Here is a 24,932-nt window from a genome sequence, read left to right as displayed (position 1 = left end):
ACCTGCCGGAAAATTCATTAACAAGTTGCTTTATGGCTGTCAACAGGATTTGTCCGTGCCCTTCCTGGCACGATGTTTGTCTGAGGGGGTTGACTAAACGTGTTCGTATGCAAAAATATTGCATAGTGAATATTTATGCACACGAGGAATCCATGGATACGACAGAACTCGAGCGCCTCGCTCGCGAGATCCGATTGCGCGATCTTCAGGCAGTCTTCGAAGCAGGTGCCGGCCATATCGGCGGGGAAATGTCGGTCATCGATATCCTGACGGCCCTTTATTTCCGCGTGCTGAAGGTTTGGCCGGACCAACCAAAGCACCCCGCTCGGGACAGGTTCGTTCTTTCGAAGGGCCATACGGCGTGTGCCCTGTACGTGACCCTGGCAAAGCGCGGCTTCATTCCGGAAGAGGAGATTTCCACCTTCCTGCGGCCGCACTCGAGACTGAACGGGCATCCTAACTGTAATAAGGTTCCCGGTGTCGAAACGAACACCGGGCCGCTTGGCCATGGTCTGCCCGTTTCGGTGGGTATGGCGAAGGCCGCCAAGCTCTCCGGCGCAAAGTATCATACATACGTCGTCACCGGCGACGGAGAGATGCAGGAGGGTTCCAACTGGGAGGCGATCATGGCCGCGGCCCAATTCAAGCTGGATAACCTGACCCTGGTCATCGACCACAACAGGTTCCAACAGGGTGCCGCTCTGGCCGACACCAACGATCTCGCGCCGCTGCGCCCGAAGCTCGAAGCCTTCGACTGGGAAGTCACCGAGATCAACGGAAACAATATGAGCGAGGTCGTCCCGGCCCTCGAACACCGGGGATCGCGGCCGCACTGCATCGTGGCCCACACCAACAAGGGTCATGGAATCTCGTTCATGCAGGACCGCGTCGACTGGCACCACAAGGTCCCGAGCAAGGAACAGTACGAAATCGCATTGGCAGAACTGTCGGAGGCACTGTGATGAACGCGCCAGTAAACGCACCCAAGCTCCACGATTGCCGCGACGCGTTCGCAGCGACGCTCGAGCGCCTGGCAGCCGAGAACGAAACGATCGTCGCGGTCTGCAATGACTCCGTAGGCTCCTCCAAGCTCGGCGGCTTCAAGTCGAAGTTTCCGGAGCGCCTCGTCAATGTCGGCATCGCGGAACAGAACATGGTCGGCGTTGGAGCAGGCCTCGCCAACGGCGGGCGCCTTCCATACGTCTGCGGCGCCTCTCCCTTTCTGACGGGGCGATCGCTGGAGCAGATCAAGGCCGACATTTCCTATTCGAATGCAAACGTCAAGCTCGTGGGCATTTCCTCTGGAATGGCCTATGGCGAGCTGGGGCCGACCCACCATTCGATCGAAGACTTCGCCTGGACGCGCGTCCTACCCAATCTTCCTGTGATCGCGCCATGCGACCGCATCGAGACTGCCGCGGCCGTCGAGTGGGCGGCGACCTACCATGGGCCATGCTTCCTGCGCCTTTCGCGCGTGGGTGTGCCCGACCTTCTTGCGCAAGGTCACAGGTTCGAGCTTGGCAAGGCAAATCTCCTGCGCGACGGTTCGGACGTCACGCTCATTGCCAACGGCACTCTGACCCATCGCATGGTGAAAGCAGCCGAAATCCTTGCAAAACACGGCATCAGCGCCAGGGTGCTCAACCTTGCAACGGTTCGCCCGATCGACGAGGAGGCCATTATCGCGGCGGCGAAAGAAACCGGCGCTATCGTCACGGCCGAAGAGCATTCGATCTTTGGGGGGCTTGGCTCTGCGGTCGCTGAAGTGGTGGTCGACAATGCTCCAGTCCCGATGAAGCGTCTGGGTGTTCCCGGCATCTACGCTCCGACCGGATCGGCGGAGTTCTTGCTCGACGAGTTCGGCATGGCACCGTTTGCAATCGCCGACGCCGCGCAGTCGCTGATCAAGCGCAAGTAAACTGGTAGCACCTAATCAAGCCGGGGCGCACTGCGCCGCCCCGGCCGTATGATCTGGGAGGATACGATGCGGGTTATTCTGGCGATCGACCAGGGCACGACCAATTCCAAGGCAGTTCTCGTTTGCGAACAGGGAGAAATCGTCGCCAGAGGCTCGGCTCCTGTCGGCATCTCCTATCCAAGGCCCGGCTGGGTCGAACAAGATCCACGCCGGCTCTACGCCTCTGTCTGCGAAGCAATCGACGCCTGCTTGAAGGCCGTACCCGATGTGACCATCGAAGCCGTGGCGATTTCCAATCAACGCGAGTCGGTCACCGCCTGGGACGCCGACACGGGAGAAGCATTAGGCCCGGTGCTGAGCTGGCAGTGCCGACGCACGGCGCAAGATTGCGAGCGTCTAGTCGCCGAAGGTCGTCTTGACCGTGTACAGGCTCTCACGGGCCTTCCCTTGGACCCGATGTTTCCCGGTTCGAAATTCCGATGGCTGCTCGACCGTGTGCCGACAGGCCGATCGGTCCGACTTGGAACGATCGACAGTTGGCTTGTGCACTGCCTGACCGGCGGGGGCCGGCACGTCTGCGATGCCTCGAACGCCGCCAGAAGCCAATTGTTCGACCTCCAGCAGCAGAGATGGAGTGAGGAACTCGGAGAGATTTTCCGCGTCGATACCGCACTCCTCCCGGAGGTGCTCGACAGCTCTGCAAATTTCGGCGCGACGCAGGGGCTTCCGGGCGTACCGGACGGCACACCTATCAGGGCCGCAATCGGCGATAGCCATGCCGCCCTGTTCGGTCATGGAGCATTCAAACCGGGCGATGGCAAGATAACCTTCGGAACGGGCTCCTCGGTGATGACGACACTTCCTCGGTTCATCGCCCCGTCCAACGGCGTCACGACCACTGTCGCATGGCGCATCAGCGGAAAGCCGACTTTCGCCTTCGAAGGCAACATTCTCGTTTCCGCCGCAAGCCTCCCCTGGATGGCGGGCATTCTCGGCCTCCCTGATGTGGCCGCCTTGGTCGACCTGGCGGCGACCGCTGAACCAGGAGGACCAGGCTTCGTGCCCGCCTTCGTAGGACTGGGCGCACCCTACTGGAACTCCGACGCACGGGCCCTCTTCTCGCAGATCAACTTCAGCACGACGCGTGCTCAAATGGCACGCTCAGTGACGGATTCGATCGCCTTCCAGGTCCACGACGTGATCGCTGCCATGCGCGCACAGAGCGGCGGCGAACTCGGCGCCCTTTATGTCGACGGTGGACCAAGCCAGAACCGCTTCCTGATGCAGTGCGTCTCGAACCTTGTCGAACACGCCGTCATCCAATGCGAGGCGCCCGAGGCGTCGGCGCTCGGTGCCGCATATCTGGCAGGACTATCACTCGGCCTGTGGAACGATCTCGGGGTCATCGCGGGACTGCCTCGAAGCAAGCAGGTCATTGCCCCGGAACGCGTGGATCGGGAAGCGCTCCTGAATACCTGGAATGATGCTCTCGCCCGCTCGACGTCGCGCCAAACACCGGCTAAAGGTGAATAAAAATTCACACCGGGATCAGCGATGTCTCGCCTAAACGAACTCCGCCTCATTTCAAGAGTCGCCCAGATGTATCACATCGAGGGACGGCGACAGGCGGAGATCGCACAGCATCTTCGGCTGTCGCAGGCAACAGTCTCCCGGATGCTGAAGCGCGCTGAGGCGGAGGATATCGTCCGGACGAGCGTCATCCCGCCTGTTGGCACCTACAGCGAACTCGAGGCGGGCCTGCGTGAAAGGTACGACCTGCCCGAGGCAGTTGTTGTGGAGTGTACGGAAGACCGCGACGGAGCCATCATGGCCCGGATCGGAGAAGCGGCAGCTCATCTCCTGGAGGTCACACTTGCCCCCGGAGAGATCATCGGGGTTTCGAGTTGGAGTCAAACCATCTTCAAGATGGTGGAAAACATCCACCCTCAGAAGAGCGCGCAGGCGAAATACGTCGTTCAGACGCTAGGCGGCATGGGCGATCCATCGGTACAGACCCACGCGACCCAACTTACGACACGGCTTGCGCGGCTGACCGGTGCGGAGCCGAAACTTCTTCCTGTGCAGGGAGTGACCACCTCGCGAGAGGCCAAGCTCCTCATGCAGTCCGATCCATTTGTCAGAGAGACGATGGACTTGTTTGGCAGCATCACGCTTGCGATCGTCGGCGTCGGAGCCGTCGAACCCTCAGAACTTCTCGCACGGTCGGGCAACATCTTTTCGTCGCGGGAGCTTGCTGATCTCGCAGATGCAGGTGCCGTCGGCGACATCTCGCTGCGTTTCTTCGACAAAAACGGCAAAGCGGTGAAGACGCCCTTGGACGAGCGCGTTATCGGCATCCCGCTTGAGGATCTTGCGCGGGTCGATCGTGTCATCGCTTTGGCTGGCGGCTTGAAAAAGACGGCCGCTATTGCCGGCGCGCTGCGACTTGGGGTCATCGGTATGTTGGTGACCGACAAGTTCACCGCTCAGCGATTGATCGATCTGTAGAATCGCTCTCCGGAAAACACCGAGCCACCTAAAGCCGATCCAAGCGGCATAATTTCGGCTGAACACGTAATGGACCAGTTGTAACATTCGTGGAACGGGTCATGACGCTGCGCGAGCGCAATGCGCATGTAGACGCCATCCCGGTACGTGCAGGCCATGCTTTGGACCTCGCCGATGTGGATGCGGGTTGGCGAGCGCTGTCGCTGTTGGCTTCCAAGTGACGAAGTACCGAGAGCACCATTCAGAAATTGCCAGGCCGAATATACGTCAACCCGTGGCAAGCATTATTGGGGCGGCGGCGTTCAAAAGGCAGGACTGGGTTTGGTTAGCGCCCTGAGGCTTTGCGCCTATCAGCGCTTTACCAGATGGATACCTGCCAAGGTGCAACGGACCGATCCGCCCGCTTTTTCGATCGTCGGAATATCAAGGGCGACGGGATTGACGCTTTCCTCGATCACGGCAAGTTGATACCGGTCGAGGCATGCGAGTGCGGTGGTCGAAAGCGCCAGGATACGGCCGTCCCTTCCCTGAAGCTCCAGGGCGTTGCCGGCAAAGTGCGAAATCTGCTCGTTCGTCAGCGCAACGATGTTCCGGCCGGAACGCTCCAGTCTGGTGACGATCTCCTGCCGCCTGGCAGGATCGGTCATCATCTCCAGCCCGATCATGGCGAAATCGGTGGCGATGCACATCAGGACGTTGGTGTGATAGACTGAGACGCCGTTTTCGTCGCGGGCGTCGAACACCATCGGCTCGTAGTTGAAATGGGTCGAGAAGCGTTCGAGCGCGATCGGATCGGTGCGGTCGGAGCGCACCGCATAGGCGACCCGGTCGATGTGGTCGAGGACCATGGCACCGGTGCCCTCGAGAAAGAGCCCGTCGGGTTCAAGGCCCGAATAGTCGATGACCTCCTGCACCCGATAGCGGGTCTTCAGCATTTCGATGACGTCGCTGCGCCGTTCGCGGCGGCGGCTGACGGCCTTCATCGGATAGATTGCGAGGTGACCGCCGGCATGGGTGGAGAACCAGTTGTTGGGAAAGACCGAATCCGGTGTCTGCCGACCGGTATCCTCGAAGAGATGCACCTCGACGCCGTGACGTCCGAGCGTGTCGGCGGCCTCAGTTATTTCACCATACGCGACGGACGACAGATCCTCCCTCATGTCCTGACTGGTCTGGAAATGATTGTCGGCCGCCGTTTCCGTGTTCACGCTAAAATGGTGCGGGCGCACCATGACCACCGCGGAGGGCGCTTGAATGGAGTAGGCTGAATGTCTAGGCATCGTTCCGTTCCTACGCCTGCCTTGCCCGCTGCAGCATGCCGAAGAGATCACGCGGATCGTCGGGGTCGGCGATGATGTCGAGGTCCTGGTAGAGCCCTGTGCCCCTGAGCCTGTCGCGGACATAGCGCAGCGCGGAAAAATCCTCGACCGCGAAACCCACGCTGTCGAAGAGGGTAATCTGGCTGATATCGCGCCGCCCCTGCGCCTGGCCGGTGATGACCTTCCACAATTCCGTAACAGGGTAGTCCGGTTCCATCTGCTGGATCTCGCCCTCGATGCGCGTCTGCGGCGGATATTCGACGAAGGTGTCGGCGCGCAGCAGGATATCGCGATGCAGCTCGGTCTTGCCGGGGCAGTCGCCGCCGATGGCGTTGATGTGGACGCCGGCGCCGATCATGTTGTCGGTGAGGATCGTCGCATATTGCTTGTCGGCGGTGCAGGTGGTGATGATGTCGGCGCCCTCGATAGCGGATTGCGCCGAGGTGCAGGCGGTGACCGTCAATCCGGCGCCCGACAGGTTGCGCACCATCTTTGCCGTCGCCAGCGGATCGATATCGTAGAGCCTGATGTGATCGATGCCGCAGATGGCCTTCATGGCAAGCGCCTGGAACTCCGCCTGCGCGCCATTGCCGATCATCGCCATGGTGCGGGCACCCTTCGGTGCCAGATGGCGTGCCGCCATGGCCGAGGTGGCGGCGGTGCGAAGCGCTGTCAGCAGTGTCATTTGAGTCAGCAGCACCGGATAGCCGGTCGAGACTTCCGCCAGGAGGCCAAAGGCGGTGACGGTCTGCAGGCCCTGCGCCATGTTCTTCGGATGGCCGTTCACATATTTGAAACTATAGATCTCGCCATCCGAGGTCGGCATCAGCTCGATCACGCCCTCGCGGGAATGGGAGGCGACCCGCGGTGTCTTGTCAAAGAGCTCCCAGCGGCGGAAATCCGCCTCGATGACGTCGGTGAGCTCAGCCAGTAAGGTTTCCAGCCCGATATGGTGGACGAGCCGCATCATGTTCTCGACGCTGACGAAGGGAACGAAGGCTTTTTCCGATGGAAGGGGTGACGGCATCACGAATTCCTCTGGCGCTGGGCTGATGAACAGAGGTTAGCCTTCCCAAGTGTTGGCCGAAAGCGCAAAACTGTGCTAGTTCCGGCAGCTGATTGTACAATTTGTTCAGTAAGCTTGCATAAATTTATCAACCTGGAGCGGGAAACATGGATGTCGCGAAATATTCGCCTGATGATCTGGATCGGCGTATCATCGCTCACCTTCGTGGCGACGGACGTGCCTCGTTGACCAAGCTTGCGGATGCGCTCGGCGTTGCACGCGGGACCGTGCAGAACAGGCTGGACCGCTTGATCGAGACAGGGACGCTGCTCGGATTTACCGTGCGGGTGAGAGAAGACTACGATCTGAGCGCGGTGCATGCGGTGATGATGATCGAGGTCGTCGGCAAGTCGACGACGCAGGTCATTCGCAAGCTGCGCGGTCTGACGGAGATTTCCGCGTTGCACACGACCAACGGCAATTGGGATCTCGTCGCCAATATCCGGGCGGCAAGCCTTGCGGATTTCGACCGCGTTCTGCGCGAAGTGCGCATGATCGATGGCGTTGCCAACAGCGAAACGAGCCTTCTGCTGAGCAGCGTTTGACAAAAAGAGATGTCATCGATACCTCCGCCATTGTCGCGATCGCCCTGGACGAACCGGAAGCAATCGACCAAACTGCAAGCGATGGTGTGCGGCGTATAGCGCCTGTTGCCTTGATCGCTGGAGTGCGATGCCCGCATAGGCGCGCGCGGAGCGCGGTCGACGTTTTTTGAGCGCGGCATATCCGTTCGGCAACTGGGGCTCAACGCGATCCGGTGAGCCCCGATCCAAATTCACACGATAGCAGGCAATCGGCTCAGTGATGTTCTTGACCCGCTGATCGCCCATTGGCTCGAAGGCAAAGGCAAGCTTGCCTCCGACCTCCTTCGATACCTTGCCTGAAACACAGGATCAGCGACCGTAAGTCACCTCAACCGTCGCCTTGCCGAGCGTATTTGCCCGTACATAGAACCCAACCATGGCGGCAGGCGCCGTTTCGGGAAGCGCAAGCTTGTCCACAGAGAGTGCATAGACGGTAAACTGATAGTGGTGCGGAGCATCTCCGGTCGGCGGGCATGCGCCACCATAGCCGGATGTGCCGAAGTCGGTGCGGCCTTCCACGGCGCCCTCCGGAAGCTTCTTGTCGCCACTTGCGCCGGTCGCAATCTTGGAAACAGTTGCGGGAATGTTGAACACAGTCCAGTGCCACCAGCCGGAGCCGCTCGGAGCATCCGGATCGTAAGCCATGATGGCGAAGCTCTTGGTGCCTTCAGGTTCCCCTGACCAGGCCAGTTCCGGCGAGATATTCTTGCCCGTGCAACCGAAGTTGTTAAACACCTGCTCGCTGGCCATGGGTTTTCCAGGGCTCAGGTCATTGGAGCTCAGTTTCATTTCGGCGTGAGCGACAGTTACGTTGACAAGTGACGAGGCAAGCAGTGCTGCTATGAGACGCATGATGTTTTCCTGGTTGATACTGCCGGGAAACTATCCTCCCCCAGAAAGAGCGTCTGCCCCGAGATGCTCAACTTCTGTCCTGGTCCGCTCAAAGACGTCAGGGTTGCTGCGCACATGGCGCGGGTTGATACCAAACCGTTCCTTGAACCGTGCCGCGAATTGAGATGGCGAGTCGTAGCCCACCTCCAGCGCGATGTGTGCAATCGGCACGCTGGTCGTGTGCAGGAGGCCCAGTGCCCTCGTCATTCGGGTGTCGCTTAAGGTCTCGCTGAAACTTGTGTCTTCAGCAGCCAGCTTACGTCTGAGCGTCGCCTCGCTCATGTGGAATGAACGGGCCGCATGCCCCAGCGTCCAGTCGAAGGCAGGGTTCTTTTCAATCATGTGGCGCAGCCGGTCTCGCAGCAACAAACTTTGGGCTTCGCCCAAGACGGCACCGGCGAGCGCGAACCATGTGATGAGTTCCATCAAGCGGGCCGCGGCAATCGGCACCGGAAGCTTGATCAGGTTTTCCGAGTCGCTGCAAAACTCGAATAGTGCCGCTGCCTGCTCGGGCATGTCAGACACTTTCGCGGGAACTGCCGTTGACGGACGGGTTATGGCACCCATGCGACCGTATGCGTCTTCGAATAGTTGGCGCGGAACGGGAAGTGCAAGCGTTTCATAACTCTGTGGCGCCTTCGGTATGTTTTCCATGGTCAGCGGACGATTATCTGGCAAGAGGCCAAACTCTCCGGCGGTGAGGCGCAACGGCATGTCGTGCGCCGTAACGATCTTCGTTCCCGATCGAACCTGGATCAGCAAAGGACACGTGTTCACGAGGCGGTAGAAACACGCCCGTCCACCCTGTCGGATTACGGCGCCGGCGGGGATAGGCAAAACGTCGTGCAATGCAACCTCTTGATGTCTGTCGGATCTGGCATGGCTAGATCTTTGTGTCCACAGCCGATCATAGGTCGAACGTGCGGAAGGCGGAAGCTTTCACTTTCACATCCACGTCGGTTGTCTGCAGATGCAGCAGCTTAGCCCATATCGAGGATATTGCGCGTCGCGGAAAAGATGGCCGCGTTCGCATTTTCGGCAGGACCGGCGCGAGGAGCTGCCGCGCAAATAGCGCCGATGGGCCATCGGCGCGATCATTGGTTGACCCCGAATTGCTCAGAAGCGAATGACCACACATCCGTGCGGCCCAAGTGAAAGGCAATCATTGACCTCCTTGCCGCTAAGGAGATCTGTGCCACCACCTGGCAAGCATTTCACTTCGACATCGGCTCCGTCCGTATTGAGCACGAACAGGAGCTTGCGGTCGGCCGCTTCGCGGACGGTCACCTCCACGTTGGCGGGAAGGTCGGCCACCAGGGGTGCGATGCCTGCGCGCGCAAACACCTGTTCTGCAAGGCTCTCGGCCAGTGCAGCGGTGAGATATGTGCCCATGTAGATGGCACTGCCCTCGCCTACTTTGCGGCTGGTAATGGCCGCCCGCCCGCTCGCAAAGCGGTTGCTCCACCGACCGAGCACCTCGACGTCTGGATCCACGTCGAGCAGTTCGTAGAGATGGGCGGCCTCGTGCTCCTGATTGCCGAGCACGAACTTGTACCGTCGGGCGGCCGAGCCGGCCGAAAGTCGCTTTGCGGGATTGTGCAGTCCGAACTCGGTGCCATTGAGACCGAACAGGCCATCGGCGCCTGGTTCAGCAACGCGACCGAATTCCTCGACCCGCACGCCACAGAGTTCGGAAAGACCGCGGCCGGGCGCGAGAACCGTCGGAATGTGGTTATGCTCGTCCCGCGTTCCTGTCATCGCGCCGATCACCAGCGTGCCGCCATTCTTGACAAAGGCCTCGACATTGGCGTTCCACTCCGGCTTCCACATCGCCCAATGGGGAACATAGAGCAGCTTGATCCGCGAAAGATCATCTTCTGGATGAATGAAACCGCAAGCAATGCCCTTGGAATGGCAATAGCGGTGCAGATGAACACCATCCTCCAACGGGCTCGGCAGACCCATGGGATAGGTCTTGTAGGCCTCCTGGTTGTCGAAATCGGCACCCGCGATGGCGACATCCATGCGGACGGTCGTGCCCAGAAGGTCCTTCTTGATCTTGGCGACGTCGCCGGCGAATTCGATCGCTTCCTGATAGCGCCGGCGCGGCACGTCGTCATGGTCAATGAGGCCCATCCAGTAGATTTCGGCGCCGTAATGCGCCGGACGCCAACGGAAGAACATCAAGCCGTCGGCGCCGCGCGCCACAGAGCTCAGCGCCATACGGCGCATCTCGCCCGGTTCGGGGGTCATGGTGGAAAAGCCCGGCTGACTGCCGAAGCCCGAAGCTTGCTCCGGAACGATGAAATTGCCGCTGTAGGCGCGACAGACATCGAGATGCAGCGCCTGCGTTGCCGCATGCCCGCCAGTGCGACGCATCTCGTCGTAGAGCATCGGATAGATATCGAAGCCGATAAAGTCCAGGTCGCTACCGAACTGGCCGCGGAAGTCGATGTCTTCCAGGCGGCCAAGATTGTGGAAGATGAACCAGTCCGGGTTGGTCCGACGCAGGATTTCCACCTGATCGTGCTGGAATGCGGCGGTCGCATGCGCCAGGAAGCGGTGATAGTCCTGGAAATGGCCAGGGCTCGGAAAGCCGGGATTGTGGGCACGCGGCGCGGCGATCTGGTCGAAATTGTCATATGCTGTTGCCCAGAAATTTCCGCCCCACACAAAATTGAGCGCATCGATCGTCTCGTAACGATCCCTGAGATAACGGCGGAATTCGCGTTCTGTCGCTTCTGAATAAGAGGTGGAAGACGTGGTGTTGAGCTCGTTGTCGGTCTGCCAGCCTATAACGTGCGGGTTGTCGCGATAGTGGTTGGCTAGCGCCTCCGTGATGCGGCGGCTGTGCGCACGGTAAACAGGACTGTTGGTGTCGCCATGCTGGCGAGAGCCATGGGTTGCGACGCGATCGTTCACGTCAACGCGTAGCACTTCCGGATAGGTCGCGGTCAGCCACCGGGGCGGCGTGGCGGTCGGCGTACAGAAGATCGTCTCGATGCCACAGGCGCCCAGGACGTTGATCGCCTTGTCGAACAGCGAGAAGTCGAACACGCCCTCGCGCGGCTCCATGATGTGCCAGGCGAACTCGCCCAAACGCACGACGTTGAAGCCGGCAACGGCCATGCGCTCGGCGTCACGCTCCCAGTAGCTCTCGTCGACATGTTCCGGATAATGCGGGACGCCGATGAGAAAATCGTCAAGATTAAGGGTGCGCCACACCGAAAGGGGCGCAGGAGCTGTGCGCTTCATGTCATTCTTATCCTTGTTCAGAGACTTGCGACGGGTTTGGGAGAGCTGATGGTTCGGCCGTCGGCCGCAAAGAGGTAGGCATCGCGCACGTCAAAGCCGACGGAAACCGAGGCAGTTGTCTGGAATGGCCGGATGTCGCCGATCTGGGCGGTGAAGACACCGGTTCCGCTGTCGGAGCCGGTTGTCACCAAATCACCGGCATCGACATAGACGATGGTTTCTCGGCCGAGATATTCGGTGAGCCGCACTTGTCCGCCGAAGGTGAAGGCGCACCCAGCCTGATCAATCGTGAGCTTTTCGGGGCGGATACCAACCGTGACCGTGTCGCTCTTGGCGGCTGGCACTGTAAGATCGTCGAAGGAAACCGTCAGCCCGTCGGCACAGGCGACCCTGGCACTGCGTCCGGAGACCTCCGCGACCGTGCCGGTCACGAAGTTCATGCGCGGCGCGCCGAGGAAGCCCGCGACGAACAGGTTGGCGGGATTGGCGTAGAGGTCGAGCGGCGCACCCACCTGCTCGATACGACCGCGATTGAGCACGACGATGCGACTTGCCATGGTCATCGCCTCGACCTGGTCATGCGTCACATAGATCATCGTCGAACCAAGCGCAGCATGCAGGGTCGACAGTTCGACGCGCATCTGCGTGCGCAGTGCCGCATCGAGATTGGACAGCGGCTCGTCGAACAGGAAGACGTCGGGCGAACGGGTAATGGCCCGGCCGATGGCGACACGCTGCCGCTGACCGCCGGACATTTGCTTGGGCCGCTTGTCGAGCTGCTCCTCGAGCCGGAGGATTTTTGCCGCCCTCGCCACCGCCGTATCGATTTCCGCCTTGGGCCGTCCGGCCATGCGAAGGCCGAAACCCATGTTCTGCGCCACCGTCATATGCGGATAGAGCGCATAGGACTGGAAAACCATGGCGATGCCCCGGTCGCCTGGCTCGAGCCGGGTGACATCCCGCCCCTTGATCAGCAACTGGCCCGACGTTACCGTCTCGAGACCCGCGATTGTCTTCAGAAGCGTGGACTTGCCGCAGCCGGATGGTCCGACCATGACAACGAACTCGCCCTCCTCGATGGAGAGGTTGATGTCGTTGAGCGCATGGAACTTGCCATAGTGCTTCTGAACGTTCTGGATTTCTACGCTGGCCATTGAGCCATCCTTTGATCTTTGCGCATCAGCCCTTCACGGCTCCAACCGTGAGGCCGGCGATGAAATGGCGTTGCATGAGGAAGAACATCACGACGGGCGGGATCGCGACCATGATCGTGGCGGCTGCCACGAGGTTCCATGCCGAAACCCATTCGCCGCGCAGGTTGCTGAGGCCCGCCGTCACCGGCTTGACGGCATCGCTCTGGGTCAACACGATTGCCCAGAAATAATCATTCCAGACGAAGGTGAAGGTCAGGATCGCAAGTGCTGCCAGCGCCGGACGGATCAGCGGCAAGACGACATGGATCAGCGTTTGGCCGGGCGAAGCCCCTTCAGCTCGCGCAGCCTGGAAAAGTTCGTCCGGCAAAGCCGCGATGAAATTCCGCATGAACAGCGTCGCAAAGCCGGTCTGGAAGGCGATGTGGAAGAGGATAAGCGCAGTGTAGGTGTCATAAAGGCCGAGCGACACCATCAGGTCGCGCACCGGGATCATCATGATCTGCGCCGGCAGGAAGTTGCCACCAACGAAGAGCGCAAACATCAGGTTGGCGCCACGGAAACGGTAGCGCGACAGCACGTAGCCTGTGAGGGTCGAAAGGATCAGCACTCCCAGAACCGACGGCAACGTGATGATCAGGCTGTTGAGAAAGTAGCGTGCCATGGCCGTCTGGGTGAAGACGGCCATATAGTTTTCGACGAAATTGAACCTCTTCGGCCAGCCCCAGTAATTGCCGGCCATCACTTCCTCGAACGACCGGAGCGACGTTGCCATTACTGCCATCAGCGGCACGAGCCAGAGGATCAGGACAAGCGCGACCATGCCGGCATAGGCTGCCCGGCGAAGTGGGGATTCTTCGGAAATCGGACGCGGATACATCAAAGAGCCTCCCGTTCAGGCTTGAGCAGGGTGCGCAGGTACCAGGCGATAAAGACGGCCATGATGACGAAGAGCACGGTGGCTATGGCGGCTCCATATCCAAAGCGATAGGAGAAGATGGATTGCTCGTACATCTGATAGGCGAGCACGCTAGACGAGCCGAACGGTCCGCCGGACGTCATGACCGCGACCATGTCGAATGAACGCAGCGCTCCGATCACGGTAACGGCAAGCGCGATGAAGCTGACTTCCCGCAATTGCGGCAGCACCACGTGCCACAGCATCGGCCAGCCACGCGCTCCGTCGACCTGGCCGGCACCGATCAGATCCTCGCTGAGGTTATTGAGACCCGCAAGAAACAGCACCAGGCAGAAGGCAGTCTGAGGCCATAGTGCTGCGACTACGACCGCAAACGTAACGAAATGCTCGTCAGAAAGCAGCGCCGGTGCGGTGGCTCCGAAATAGCCGAAGATCAGCGATAGCAGGCCGAAGCTCGGATCGTAGACCCAAGTGAAGACCACGCCGACCGTCACCGATGCCAACACCAGCGGCACGAAGAAGAGGGACTTCATGACGCGCATGCCCCTGATCGGCTGGTTGAGCAGCAGTGCCAATGCGAGACCGAGTGGTGGCGCCAGCATGAACATGGCGAGCCAGATCAGGTTGTTCTTGAGCGAAACATAGAATTGCGGGTCATCGATGAGCTGTGCGTAGTTCGACAGGCCCACCCACCGCATCTCGCTGACGCCATCCCAGTCGAAGAATGAGACCCAGACCGTTTGGATCGAGGCCATGATGATGACGATGCCGAACAGAAGGGCTCCGGGGAGAATGAACAAGGTTGGAGCCATCCAAGAGCGATGGCGTCGCCAGAAACTGGACATCTCTTTCTGCTTTCCAGGGTCGGAATTGGTTACGTGCGGTCGATGCTCGCCGGCGCTGCCGGATTTCGGACAGGAGTGCGTGAAGTAGGCATCTCCTGTCCGAAGCGCGGCCAGCGCAGGGAGGGTGCATGACCGCAGGCGATCGCGTTCACGCCTTGAAGACGCGCTTGCGGGTTGCTTCAAGCCGCTCGAGAATCTGCTCGCGCCGTTCTGGCTTGACCATGAATTCCTGGAAGCCCTTCAGCCCTTCCTGTGCCATGTCGGGATCGGTGTCGCGGTCGTAGTACTGGGCAGTGGCCGCAACGGTCTTCAGCGATTCCACGGCAGCATTGACCAGCGGATCCTTGCTCGGCGGGCAATCACTGCGTGGTGGCACTGCACTTTCCGCTTCGAGGAAGGCCGACAGGTTCTCGGGCTTGTAGAAATAGGCAAGGAAGTCGCGTGCGCCTTGCTTGTTCTTGGCATTCTTCGGAACGTGGATCGAATTCAGTGCGAAATCCTCATAGCGTGCCATGCCGGAGGTGATTTCCGGGAACGGCGCAAACGCGATCTGGTCGACCTGATCCTCGGGGAAGCCATATTTTATGAAGCCGGCCAGATCCATCATCGCGGCTTTCTTCTGCGCCAGTGCGGCGGCAGCCTGCTCCCAGCCGAAGGAGGTGTGGTTTGGGCTGAACATCTCAGCCTTGATCAGTTCCTCCCATGTGTCGAACACCGGCTTCAGCGCATCGTCGGTATAGGACATCTGACCATCCATCAGCGCCATGTGCTTGTCGAGGCCGTTGATGCGCAGGTTCATGTGATCGAACCACCCGGCGGCAGGCCACATTTCCTTCGTGCCCATGCTGACCGGGATCATGCCTGCCGATTTCGCCTGCTCGCCGAGTGTCAGCAGATCCTTAATGGTCTTAGGCGCCGTCCAGCCCTTTTCGGCAAAGACGTCCTTGCGGTAGAACAGGCCCCAGAGAAGGCCGCCGAGAGGCAAGCCATACTGCTTACCATCCACCGTGACCGCTGCGGTCGATGGGCCGAGCACGCTCTTGTAGTTCTCGCGTTCGAAAAGATCGGAAATGTCGTCGAACAGATCACGCTTGACGAAGGCCTTCATGCGGTTACCGGAGAACCAGAAGCAGAGGTCCGGCGCACCCACGACAAGATAGCTGCGAATAGCCGTTTTGTGGGCCTCATGGTCCATATTGTTGATGGTGAGTTTGACACGGCCCGCCTTCTCATACTCGCTTGCGATGCGCTGAAGCACCTCCCGCTGCGCGGCGTTGCCGATATTGGAGATGATCGTCAGCTCCTTGCTCTGCGCCAGCGCGGGGCAGCTAAGTGCCACGCCAGCCAGCGCCGTACCGGCGCCGATCATGAACTGGCGTCGCGAAGAGGACGCGCTTTCCATCAACGACGTTAGATCTTTCATTGCCATTCTCTCCTCCCAAGACAAAGCTTCGGCATTGCCGAGCAACCGTCTGCTCGGACAGGCCAAGTTCGATGAATGTGCTGAGCGTCGCCTTGCTGTGCGATGTGGCGGCAGGCGAACTCCTCCTCGATTGCCAACGGCGCGAAGTTAGCCTAGCTTTAGGGTCGACGCAATAGTTAATTTACGAAATAAATTAATGAGGAGATGAAGTGAGAGGCAACGCCAGCACGTCGCGAGCCCTGAACCGGCGCCTTATCCTGAACCTGCTGCGGAACCGCGGCCCGATCTCCCGCGCCGAGATGGCGCAAATTACCGGGTTGAGCCCTGCGGCCGTCACGTTCGTGGTCGCCGAATTGATGGAGGAGGCACTGGTCGTGGAGCGCGAGGCGGTTGCTGGAACCACTGGCCGGCGCCCCGTACCAGTCGACATCAACTACGAAGCGCATCTTGCGCTTGGCTTCAAGCTCAACCGATACAGCATCGACTGCGTGCTGACCGATCTGGCCACGACCCCCCTTGCATCGCTCGAAGCGGACGTCGCCAATACGAGCCCGCAGGGCATGATCGAAACCATTGCCGCGACGATCCCGAAGCTCCTCGCGCAGGCTAACCGGCAGGGAACGGAAATCATGGGTATTGGTGTTTCGATCCCCGGAGAAATCGATCCATCGACCGGCATGTGCATCCAGAGCCCCCGCTTCGGTTGGAAGAACCTGCCGTTCGCGGAGCTGCTCGCCAAACGCGTCCATGTTCCGGTCTGGACCGATGACGACGTGAACGCTTTCGCCGTCGCGCAGAAACTGTTCGGCGTCGGCCGGGATCACCAAAACTTCGCAGCGCTTGCGATTGGCGCCGGTATCGGCTGTTCGCTTGTGATCAAGGGCGAGATCTATCATGGAAGCCACAGTGCCGCCGGTAAGCTGGGACATACGACCTCCGTTGTGAATGGTCGCTTGTGTGAATGCGGTCGGCGTGGATGCCTGATGGCGCATGCAGCAGAGCCCTATATGCTGGACGAATGGCAGAGCCGGACGGGCTCCGCGATAAGCCGCGATCAGTTCGCTAAGTCCGTTGAGCATCAAGAAGATCTGGCGCTTTCCATCTTATCGGACTGCGGTTCTCGGATCGGGCGACACCTGGCCGACATGGTCAATCTGTTTGACCCGGAGATCATCGTCGTGGGCGGAGAAGCCGTGCAATTCGGTGATGCCCTTCTCGCCCCGATCCGGAAAACAATGGAAGAATTCGCATTCTTCACCAAGCCGGAACTCGTCACCGATTGGGTCCCAAGTTCATGGGCACGGGGCGCTGCCGCGCTTGCGACGCAGAGAATTTTCGACTTCGAGCGCTCGCCGAGCGGTTGATGAAGGTTCTGCTGCGCACCCCATTTATGAAACTACAGAAGAGTTGCGGACCGTTGACAGCGAGGCATGCGAACAATGAGGAGGATGGGCTTTGCTACACTTCAACTACCGCCACTCATCGCTGCCAATAATGCCATGAGGAAAATGCGAAGAGGAAGTTTCGCGCTGTCGCGTCTACCCGCTTCGCAAATCAACCATCCGACATGCACTTGCGTCATCTGTCTCTGGTGGCAAAGCCGGTGCCGACGCCCCGGACCTCGGTGGGGAACACCTCGCCGGGATAGATGCTCGTCAACACCCCATTCACTGCATTCAGAAACGAGCACATAGCCGGCCTAACTCCGATATTTGACCCATCTTGATGGGTTGAATAATTAGAGTATATGCATTAAACAACCCATTGAAAGGGTCAATTAATGCGACTTACGCTTCAAACCCATTTTAACTGCGAGTGGCATCCCGCCGCTACGTTGGAGATAAAGGACGACGCGGCCGGCTTCCAGGGCGCGTCAATCGTCGACTATGATCTCAACTATTTCGTCACTGTGGCGTCAGCAGAATTCGCGGCGGGAAAAACGGTCCACGACAATCGCGCCTTGTCCGTCGGTTATCCCGTTGACCTTGAAAACCGATATAGCCGCAGTTGGCCACCGTTCCTATTGGATCTGATGCCCCAAGGACACGCAAGGCGGAAGCTTGCCGAACATCTCGGGCTTGCTGAAGGACAGCGCACCTCCGATCTCCCGCTGCTACTGCGATCAGCCACCGGCGGTATAGGTAATATCCGTATCAAGGAAGCCGCTGACGCCGAAATTGAACGGCTGCACGGTGTGCAGCGCAAAGGCGTGACCGAAGCGGAGATCCTTGAGCGGTCGGATCGCTTCATGGAAGTTGCCGATCGCTTCGGAATGCTCGCCTCTGGCTCAAGTGCCCTGCAAGGTGAATGGCCGAAGGTGTCCATGACCCAAGCGGGCGACGGGCAATATTATCCCGACAGCTTCGTCACCGATGATGAGGCGCTACGCCATGTCATCGTCAAGCTGGTTCGCAGCACCGAGCCCGTGGATCGCCTCATTCTCGAAGGTGAAGCCCTCTACTCTCGCATAGCTCATGATATCGGGCTGAACGTCAGCGAACCATCAATCTATGCTGAAGGCGTGCTCATCATCCCCCGCTTCGACAGAAAGAAGGGAGAACGCGGCGAAGCAATACGTCTTGGGCAAGAAAGCCTGGTCTCTGCGATCGGCGTTGCTGATTTCGGGCATGTCGGCACGCATGAAGCTTATATCGATATCTTGCGGCAATTTTCGGCTGATCCCTTCGCGGACATCGTCGAATACCTGAAACGCGACATCGCAAACCTGGCACTTGGCAATCCCGACAATCACGGCCGAAACTCGGCTCTAAGCAAACATCAAGATGGCACAATTCGCCTATCTCCACTCTTCGACTTCGCCCCGATGCGGCTCGCCAAGGAAGGAATTGTCCGTTCCACGCGGTGGAGTATGATGCGGGATGCCGGCCGCGATCATTTCCCCGATTGGAAGCAGATTTGCGGCGAGCTCTTTCCTGAACCCGATATGCAAAAAAGTCTTGCAGGTAAGCTTTCCGCATTTGCGGAACGCCTGCGTCAGGCTCCCCAGATTGCGGAGGATATGAGCGCCCCACGCGAGATCATAGAGCGAGGCATGGGGCGCTGCGCGGAAATTGCCGAGGGCGTTTTGGCGTCACTAACCTGACGCAGAATGGAGACCGCTGATGCCCCGCTGGAAAAAGCCGACCAGAGAAGAAATCCTGCAAAACCGACGCGACCTGGCGCAGCGTGCTCGAAACGGCGATCTAAGGCTGCCTGGCGCTGTAGCAGAGATCCGCAAAGGCTTTGGTATGACGCAGGAGGAATTTGCCAAGACATTAGCGCTCACCAGGCGCCAGATTGCGGAAATAGAAGCAGGTACGGCAAACCCCACGCTTGAGACTTTGGAAAAGATTGGCAGGTTATTTGGATTCGCGGTCGGGTTTGTGCCTAGAACGATGAACGTTAGTCAAACATAGAGTTTTAAGCGCGCTACATCATTCGTTGCGTTCGCTGATACGTGATCTTGCGTTCTTTAGCGTTCACCAGTTCATCACATCGGCGCTCAATCCCTCACGGCCGGTAATCAGATGCGTAACAGCCGCAGAAACTCAAGCTTCGATCCGTTCCAAGCAGTTCGCAATCCAAGCTATGAGCGGCACCGGCATGTCGCGCCCCGACAGCAGCCGGACATGGACATGAAACGATCGCACTGAGTGACCCGTGTATCACGTGACGTTTGGCAGGGTACTCGTCTTACTTGCTGGCGCGATGTCGCCTGCTATAGCGGTTACTCCGCCACCCTATGTTGTGGGAGATGTCACTTGCCTGGAGAATACACTTGCCGTCCTGTAACCCGTGCCTGTGAGTTGCGATGGCCCGGCGGAGGCGCAGGGCCGCCGAACACCTCCGATGTCAGCTCAATACCGTGTGACGCCTCGTTGCTTCGATCTTTCGTGTAGACAACCCTGGATACGACTCCTATTGTTTAGTCGGGAGGTTCAAACGCTTCGAGGTCCGCCATGGATACCGTAAGTGCGCTTGATGCAACCACACCCGAAATCTCCGACGACCGGCTGCAATCGCTTTTCTCCGCCATGGAACGGGATGGGTATTGCTGCATACCGGATTTCCTAACACCTGCCAGTTTGATGACGATGCAGGCGTTTGTCGCATCGTCCGTGCGCAGTTCCCAGAACGAATATGTGGTCTTTAGAGGCAGCGAAGCCGTAAAGGGATCCGGACTTGATGAACTGGCACAATCCACGCGGTTCCAGTCGATCTTTTCGCGGCTTTATGTAGCGAGCCGCAACAAACCGGCTCCTGCTGTCGAATTCTATCAGTTGCTGAGATGCCTGACCGGCAAGGGAATGATGCAGCATTCTCTCAACTTTCACTATGATTCCTACCTCGTCACGGCATTGATTCCCATTGTTATCCCCACGACCGGTCGGGCCGGCGATCTCCTCCTCGTGCCGAATACCAGACCCGTCCGGGGAACCTATGCGGGAAATCTTGTCGACAAAATAATGGTGGACAAGATCCGGCAAAAGTCATTGAGAACCCGAGCCCTGAACGATCCCGCGTCATTCACGAGGATCAAAATGGTTCCAGGAAATCTCTATCTGTTCTGGGGCTACCGAAGCATCCACGCAAACGAACCATGCGATCCCGACACCGTGCGCGCAACGGCTCTCTACCACTATTTCGATCCCCACGCCGATAGCAGGTTAAAGGCACGCCTCAGGCGTTGACGCGAAGAGGCAATGGGATTGTAGCTTAGCGCCGGCGGTTTGAGGCCGGCGTTCCTGCGCCTTCATCACGGGATCTCAAAGTGTGCAATGTCGTTCCACCGGCTGTAAAGCTAACCGCGGGCTTAAGGTCCGACACTCTTCAAGGCCGGTGACGTAAGCGACGATAAAAAATGGCCCGCTCGAAAGGCGGGCCAGGGAGGAGGTGGCTAACAGGAGGACAACTCCGATACAATGAGTATTCGAAACCACTAAAACAAAAAAAATATGAAACGATGCATGTTTCAGCTGGTTATCGATGATTTAGTCAGTTTCTAGAAGTGGTGCTCCAATCAAAAGCTGATCGAGATTGTCAGTGCTCGTATCATCGGTGTTGGATCGTGATCAGGCGTAACCTCGCACCATCCCGCGAATGGTTGCCACCACTTGTCGGCTTTCGTACGGTTTGGCGATATAGCGCGTGCCTGAAGGCAAATCCCTATCAGAAACCGCACGCTCTCCCGACGTTAGCAGAATTCTCACAAACGGCCATCGACGTTCCACCAGTCTTGCAAGAGCGACCCCATCAAATCCCCCGGGCATTCGAATATCGCTCAATACGGCTTCGATGTTCATATTTGCTTCGAGCTCCCGCAGCGCCTCGGTGGCATTACGCGCTTCGATCACAGTCATCGCGGCATCCTCAAGTTCCGCGCGCAGTGCCATCCGCACCGACAATTCGTCGTCCACGATGAGGATCGTAATGGCGTTCCTATCTAACTTTCCCATCTGCCACCTAATGAATTTGAGTTTTCACGAGCACGATCTGATGTCCGGGCGAAGAGCACTTCGCTGTTTTCAGCGCCCTGACGTCTGGCCACGAGCAGCACATGCCAGCGCAAGTCGCTGATATTGGGCTTTGACGTCCTCGTCGGTGGCAAGGCGGTACGATGCGCGCTTAACTTCGACCAGAACACTCCTTGCACTGGAGATTTCAACCGATGAAGACGTGGCCGAGCTCAGGATCGAAGCAGCAAACAGCGCCATTTCATCAACACTCTTGTGGCAGTCTAGGTCATTGATATTCATCAATTTTCTCCTTCATCGTCGCAGGGATTGAACTTGCAGGTCTTCAGGCTCTCCAACCGACGCTTTTTTCGTCCCGGCTGGACGTTCCTCGTCATGCCCGCTTTGGCCGCCTGGCCTCGAGGTCGTGCTTTGTCGCCCGACTATTCTCGAAAGAGCTATCGACGGACGTTCGACGATCACGAACAAGATCGTTGCGGCAATGAGACTGAGCGTCGGGGCAATGATAAGGAAGTAGCCGTCGCCTATTTCGCCCCCCGCCAGTCGCAATACCGCCAGCGAAACAGGCATGTGAACGAGATACAGTGAATAGGATATTTTTCCCAGAAACTGGATCGGTGCCAACTCTAGCCCTTGCTTCAACGGCTCGATGCGCAAAATGCAGTAGATCGCGCAACCCGCCGCCAGACTTAGGAGGAGGTCGCTATGGGTAAGAATGCCTCCAAGCCAGAACGCAAGGAGAGCTAACACAATGAACAGTGTGAAGCGCCGAGCTCCGTTTACCGACCAACTCCCTTCGCTTTGATGCAGGCAATGGCAGATCACGCACCCGAAAAGAAACGACCCCAGATAGTGGAGTGTCGCCAGTAGCGAACCAAGCGGCGTCTCCCCATAGAAAACTGGGTTTGGTAGCCCGAACAGGGACAGTGAGATCGACGAAAAAGCGTAGAGGAGAAAAATCAGGATGATATTGCTGTGAAGCGAATATCGCTTGAGCGAATACATGAACAAGGGGATGAAGAGCCCGGCCCGCATTTCGTATACGAGGCTCCACAATGGAGGATCCAGGTCCGTGTCCGTTCGACTGACGCCGATTAGCAAGATGTGTCGCGCCAACAGTTCGACGTTGATCGGAAGCTTCCATAAGTCGACAAACGCGCCAGAGAGCATCTCGACGGGCAGGTCCGGCGTCACCACGCGAAGCACGGTTGCGGTCGCGACGACGGCTGCCACGCACGGCACGAGACGCACCAGCCGCCCCAGCTGAAACCGCCAGTATGAATTGTTCTTCCCCAGGGTGTAGCGAATGGCGAGAGCAAACCCACTGAGAACAAAAAAGAAGATGACGCTTAGGTGACCGAGCGTAAGGAAAGCCTTCAACGCGTTCAATTGCAGAGGCGACAGGTCATAGTGGCGATATGCCCTCGATAGGCCGTGGCACAGCACTACCACAAAGGCGGCAACGCCGCGTGCACCGTCGAGGGCATGATATCGCGGTGTATTCGTTGTCATAACAAATCCCCCTGATGGATCACACGGCCGATTGCTTGCCCTTGATCAAGGAGCCTTGCCCGGCAGCAGCCCCTTCACATCGTCATGTTCAGTGCCCCCAGGACCTTCGGCCCAAACCTCTGTTCGCCTGCGACGCTCCAGTGGTCGGCATCGATGAAGTAGACATTCTGGCAGTCGACAAGATCCAGTCGCGCGTTGAAATTCAGCGCGTTGATCGTCGACACGTAGGATATTTGCCTTTCGCGGGCCAACTCGCGGACTGTTTGGTCAAGGCGCGTATAGGACGGGACCACAAAGGAATTGGGCAGACCAGTCGAGCCGTCGCAGCCGTTTGCAACAAGCTGGTTATGTGTGACGTGCGGATCTATCCACGGACCTGACCAAACGACATTCACGTGACTCGCAAGCTTGCCGAGATAAGTCAGCGTCAGGTCGATACGAGATTGGCTGACGGGGAACGGTCGGTCGGTGTAGCGTTGGAACATGTCCCGACTGCCGATGGCTCCGTCCGGGGCATCGAGAAGATAAAAACCTGCCTGCATGTAAATGACTCTATCTATCGAGTCAGCGTTCGTTGTGACGAAGTCCAACAATTCACCATAGAAGCATTGGGGATTGGATTCGACCGCTCGGCAAAAGCCCTTGTTTATCCCTATGACAAACGGCCGACCTGAAAGCGGCGCGATCGCGTCGAACAGGTTACCGGCATGCGAATCACCGACAATTATGATTGCGGTGCCATGCTCTTCGGCACAATCGGCAAATTGGCGACGGAAGATCTCGTTAAGCTTACCCGTGCGAAACACGCATTCAGTGAACTTGTTGCTGTCGGCGACCTTATCGATGCGACCGCGTTCCTCCAGCAGATTTCGATAGACGACCGCCTGCTGAGGCGAAAGCCGTGCAAGCGTCCACGAGGGGAAGCCTGCGTTCAGGTGCGCCACTGCGCCAAGTGATATCAGAATAAGACTGCCACATGCGGCTGAAGCAAAGACCGTGCGTGACCGATAGCGGGCCCTTCGGAATGGTTGCTCGACAAGCTTCCAGGAAATCGCTGCCAACACAAAGCTCAGCGCGATCAGTCCCACCATCTCGAGGCGAGATGGCTCAACGACGCGGGCATATCTGTACAGGGCAAATATGGGCTGGTGGACCAGATAGAGACTGTAGCTGATCAGGCCGACCGCGACCGCAACCGGCGAGCCGAGGACCCTGCCGATCAAATTTGAGGGCTGTGCGAAACGAATGACCAGAACGGCCCCGCAAACTGGAAGCAATGCCCATCGCCCCGGAAATGGAGTCTCGAGATCGAGACGGACGATGGCATAAGCAATCAGCAGAAGACCAACGGCCGCGCCTGTCGACGCGACACGTCCGGCCGGGCGCGCGCGTCCTGTCTCATAAAGCGCAAGGAGCGCACCTGCTGACAGTTCCCATGCTCGAAAGGGCAGAAGGAAGAAAGCGCTTGCTGGAAATCGCAAGGAAGCAATCTCGGCTGCCGCAAAGCTTGCGGCGGTCAAAAAGGCGATGACTGCAAACTGGTTTCGTCGGCCCCGCTTGGCAAGGACAGCCAGAAGCAGAGGAAAGAGGACGTAGAACTGCTCTTCCACTGCGAGCGACCAGGTGTGCAGCAGCGGCTTGAATTCTGCATTTGGCGCAAAGTAATTGGTCTCATGCCAGAACAAGACGTTCGACATGAAGGTGAGCGTTGCAATGACACTTTGTCCGAAGTCCTTAAGGTCGTCAGCGTAAAGGACAAACGCAGCGGCGATCGCCGAGACGATGATAGTGGCAAAAACTGCGGGATAAATGCGTCGAATACGACGATTATAGAAGCCGACGACCGAAAGGCTGCCTTGCTCGATCTCCTTCAGCAAAATACCGGTGATGAGGTATCCGCTGATCACGAAGAAGATGTCAACACCGACATACCCCCCGCTAAAGGGATAGATCGCGGCATGAAAGAAGAGAACCGGAACAACGGCGATTGCTCTTAACCCGTCAATCTCTGCGCGATAGTTCATCGGACGACCTCCACTTCGCGATCGAGTTCGCCGCGTGCTTCCA

At 58.5% G+C, this 24,932-nt stretch carries 22 protein-coding genes; 9 read left to right on the top strand and 13 right to left on the bottom strand.

Annotation, left to right across the window (positions count from 1 at the left end):
- Window positions 1-152: 152 nt before the first annotated feature.
- The 4 genes from PMI09_RS00475 (at window position 153) to PMI09_RS00460 (ending at window position 4,426) form a co-directional block, all read left to right on the top strand.
- Entirely contained in the window at window positions 153-962 is an 810-nt protein-coding gene (locus PMI09_RS00475) for a transketolase (RefSeq protein ID WP_007787788.1), read from the top strand.
- Entirely contained in the window at window positions 962-1,918 is a 957-nt protein-coding gene (locus PMI09_RS00470) for a transketolase family protein (protein ID WP_007787787.1), read from the top strand. Before PMI09_RS00475 ends, PMI09_RS00470 begins: the two co-directional genes overlap by 1 nt.
- Window positions 1,919-1,984: 66 nt before the next feature.
- The gene (locus PMI09_RS00465) at window positions 1,985-3,451 is read left to right on the top strand and encodes an FGGY family carbohydrate kinase (RefSeq protein WP_007787786.1); all 1,467 of its coding nucleotides are present in this window, start codon (window positions 1,985-1,987) and stop codon (window positions 3,449-3,451) included.
- Between the two features lie 21 nt (window positions 3,452-3,472).
- Complete coding sequence (locus PMI09_RS00460; RefSeq protein WP_007787785.1) at window positions 3,473-4,426, top strand: sugar-binding transcriptional regulator; 954 nt, start codon at window positions 3,473-3,475, stop codon at window positions 4,424-4,426.
- Between the two features lie 350 nt (window positions 4,427-4,776).
- On the opposite strand, the gene ctlX is transcribed toward PMI09_RS00460, so the two are convergent.
- Both ctlX and PMI09_RS00450 read right to left on the bottom strand, forming a co-directional pair.
- The gene (gene ctlX, locus PMI09_RS00455) at window positions 4,777-5,706 is read right to left on the bottom strand and encodes a citrulline utilization hydrolase CtlX (RefSeq protein ID WP_007787783.1); all 930 of its coding nucleotides are present in this window, start codon (window positions 5,704-5,706) and stop codon (window positions 4,777-4,779) included.
- A 10-nt stretch (window positions 5,707-5,716) separates the two neighbouring features.
- Entirely contained in the window at window positions 5,717-6,772 is a 1,056-nt protein-coding gene (locus tag PMI09_RS00450; RefSeq protein ID WP_007787782.1) for an ornithine cyclodeaminase, read from the bottom strand.
- A gap of 146 nt (window positions 6,773-6,918) precedes the next feature.
- Between PMI09_RS00450 and PMI09_RS00445 the strand changes: the two genes are divergently transcribed.
- Complete coding sequence (locus PMI09_RS00445) at window positions 6,919-7,356, top strand: Lrp/AsnC family transcriptional regulator (RefSeq protein WP_007787781.1); 438 nt, start codon at window positions 6,919-6,921, stop codon at window positions 7,354-7,356.
- Between the two features lie 348 nt (window positions 7,357-7,704).
- Here the strand turns inward: PMI09_RS00445 and PMI09_RS00440 are convergent, their stop codons facing one another.
- The 7 genes from PMI09_RS00440 to PMI09_RS00410 all read right to left on the bottom strand — a co-directional run bounded on the left by PMI09_RS00440 (window position 7,705) and on the right by PMI09_RS00410 (window position 15,879).
- Window positions 7,705-8,247 (bottom strand): YbhB/YbcL family Raf kinase inhibitor-like protein, encoded by a 543-nt coding sequence (locus PMI09_RS00440; protein WP_007787780.1) that lies wholly within the window; start codon window positions 8,245-8,247, stop codon window positions 7,705-7,707.
- Between the two features lie 30 nt (window positions 8,248-8,277).
- Entirely contained in the window at window positions 8,278-9,135 is an 858-nt protein-coding gene (locus PMI09_RS00435) for a helix-turn-helix domain-containing protein (RefSeq protein ID WP_007787779.1), read from the bottom strand.
- A gap of 267 nt (window positions 9,136-9,402) precedes the next feature.
- The gene (locus PMI09_RS00430; RefSeq protein ID WP_007787778.1) at window positions 9,403-11,541 is read right to left on the bottom strand and encodes a beta-galactosidase; all 2,139 of its coding nucleotides are present in this window, start codon (window positions 11,539-11,541) and stop codon (window positions 9,403-9,405) included.
- A gap of 17 nt (window positions 11,542-11,558) precedes the next feature.
- Window positions 11,559-12,695 carry an ABC transporter ATP-binding protein gene (locus PMI09_RS00425; protein ID WP_007787777.1) on the bottom strand — a complete coding sequence of 379 codons (1,137 nt, stop codon included), beginning with the start codon at window positions 12,693-12,695 and terminating at the stop codon, window positions 11,559-11,561.
- A gap of 25 nt (window positions 12,696-12,720) precedes the next feature.
- The gene (locus PMI09_RS00420; RefSeq protein ID WP_007787776.1) at window positions 12,721-13,572 is read right to left on the bottom strand and encodes a carbohydrate ABC transporter permease; all 852 of its coding nucleotides are present in this window, start codon (window positions 13,570-13,572) and stop codon (window positions 12,721-12,723) included.
- On the bottom strand, window positions 13,572-14,456 hold the full coding sequence (locus tag PMI09_RS00415; protein ID WP_007787775.1) for a carbohydrate ABC transporter permease: 885 nt from the start codon (window positions 14,454-14,456) through the stop codon (window positions 13,572-13,574). The genes PMI09_RS00420 and PMI09_RS00415 overlap by 1 nt, the downstream gene beginning before the upstream one ends.
- A gap of 148 nt (window positions 14,457-14,604) precedes the next feature.
- Window positions 14,605-15,879 (bottom strand): ABC transporter substrate-binding protein, encoded by a 1,275-nt coding sequence (locus tag PMI09_RS00410; protein ID WP_007787774.1) that lies wholly within the window; start codon window positions 15,877-15,879, stop codon window positions 14,605-14,607.
- 209 nt (window positions 15,880-16,088) lie between these two features.
- On the opposite strand from PMI09_RS00410, the gene PMI09_RS00405 reads away from it, so the two are divergent.
- The 4 genes from PMI09_RS00405 (at window position 16,089) to PMI09_RS00390 (ending at window position 20,570) form a co-directional block, all read left to right on the top strand.
- Window positions 16,089-17,243, top strand: coding sequence for an ROK family transcriptional regulator (locus PMI09_RS00405; RefSeq protein ID WP_007787773.1), 1,155 nt, complete (start codon window positions 16,089-16,091; stop codon window positions 17,241-17,243).
- Window positions 17,244-17,659: 416 nt separating this feature from the next.
- Entirely contained in the window at window positions 17,660-18,982 is a 1,323-nt protein-coding gene (locus PMI09_RS00400; RefSeq protein ID WP_007787771.1) for a type II toxin-antitoxin system HipA family toxin, read from the top strand.
- Between the two features lie 19 nt (window positions 18,983-19,001).
- On the top strand, window positions 19,002-19,295 hold the full coding sequence (locus PMI09_RS00395; RefSeq protein ID WP_007787770.1) for a helix-turn-helix transcriptional regulator: 294 nt from the start codon (window positions 19,002-19,004) through the stop codon (window positions 19,293-19,295).
- 543 nt (window positions 19,296-19,838) lie between these two features.
- On the top strand, window positions 19,839-20,570 hold the full coding sequence (locus tag PMI09_RS00390; RefSeq protein ID WP_007787769.1) for a hypothetical protein: 732 nt from the start codon (window positions 19,839-19,841) through the stop codon (window positions 20,568-20,570).
- Window positions 20,571-20,951: 381 nt separating this feature from the next.
- Here PMI09_RS00390 and PMI09_RS00385 read toward each other — a convergent pair whose 3' ends face one another.
- The 4 genes from PMI09_RS00385 to PMI09_RS00370 all read right to left on the bottom strand — a co-directional run bounded on the left by PMI09_RS00385 (window position 20,952) and on the right by PMI09_RS00370 (window position 24,889).
- Entirely contained in the window at window positions 20,952-21,296 is a 345-nt protein-coding gene (locus PMI09_RS00385) for a response regulator (RefSeq protein ID WP_162130386.1), read from the bottom strand.
- A 108-nt stretch (window positions 21,297-21,404) separates the two neighbouring features.
- Complete coding sequence (locus tag PMI09_RS00380; RefSeq protein WP_007787767.1) at window positions 21,405-21,635, bottom strand: hypothetical protein; 231 nt, start codon at window positions 21,633-21,635, stop codon at window positions 21,405-21,407.
- A gap of 12 nt (window positions 21,636-21,647) precedes the next feature.
- Entirely contained in the window at window positions 21,648-22,865 is a 1,218-nt protein-coding gene (locus tag PMI09_RS00375; RefSeq protein WP_007787766.1) for an acyltransferase family protein, read from the bottom strand.
- Window positions 22,866-22,939: 74 nt separating this feature from the next.
- Window positions 22,940-24,889, bottom strand: coding sequence for an acyltransferase family protein (locus tag PMI09_RS00370; protein ID WP_007787765.1), 1,950 nt, complete (start codon window positions 24,887-24,889; stop codon window positions 22,940-22,942).
- Between the last annotated feature and the right edge of the window lie 43 nt (window positions 24,890-24,932).

It is taken from the genome of Rhizobium sp. CF122, assembly GCF_000282035.1.
Lineage (GTDB): Bacteria > Pseudomonadota > Alphaproteobacteria > Rhizobiales > Rhizobiaceae > Rhizobium.
The sequence above is the reverse complement of the archived record's forward strand: the minus strand, read 5'-3'. Positions and strand labels throughout refer to the sequence as shown.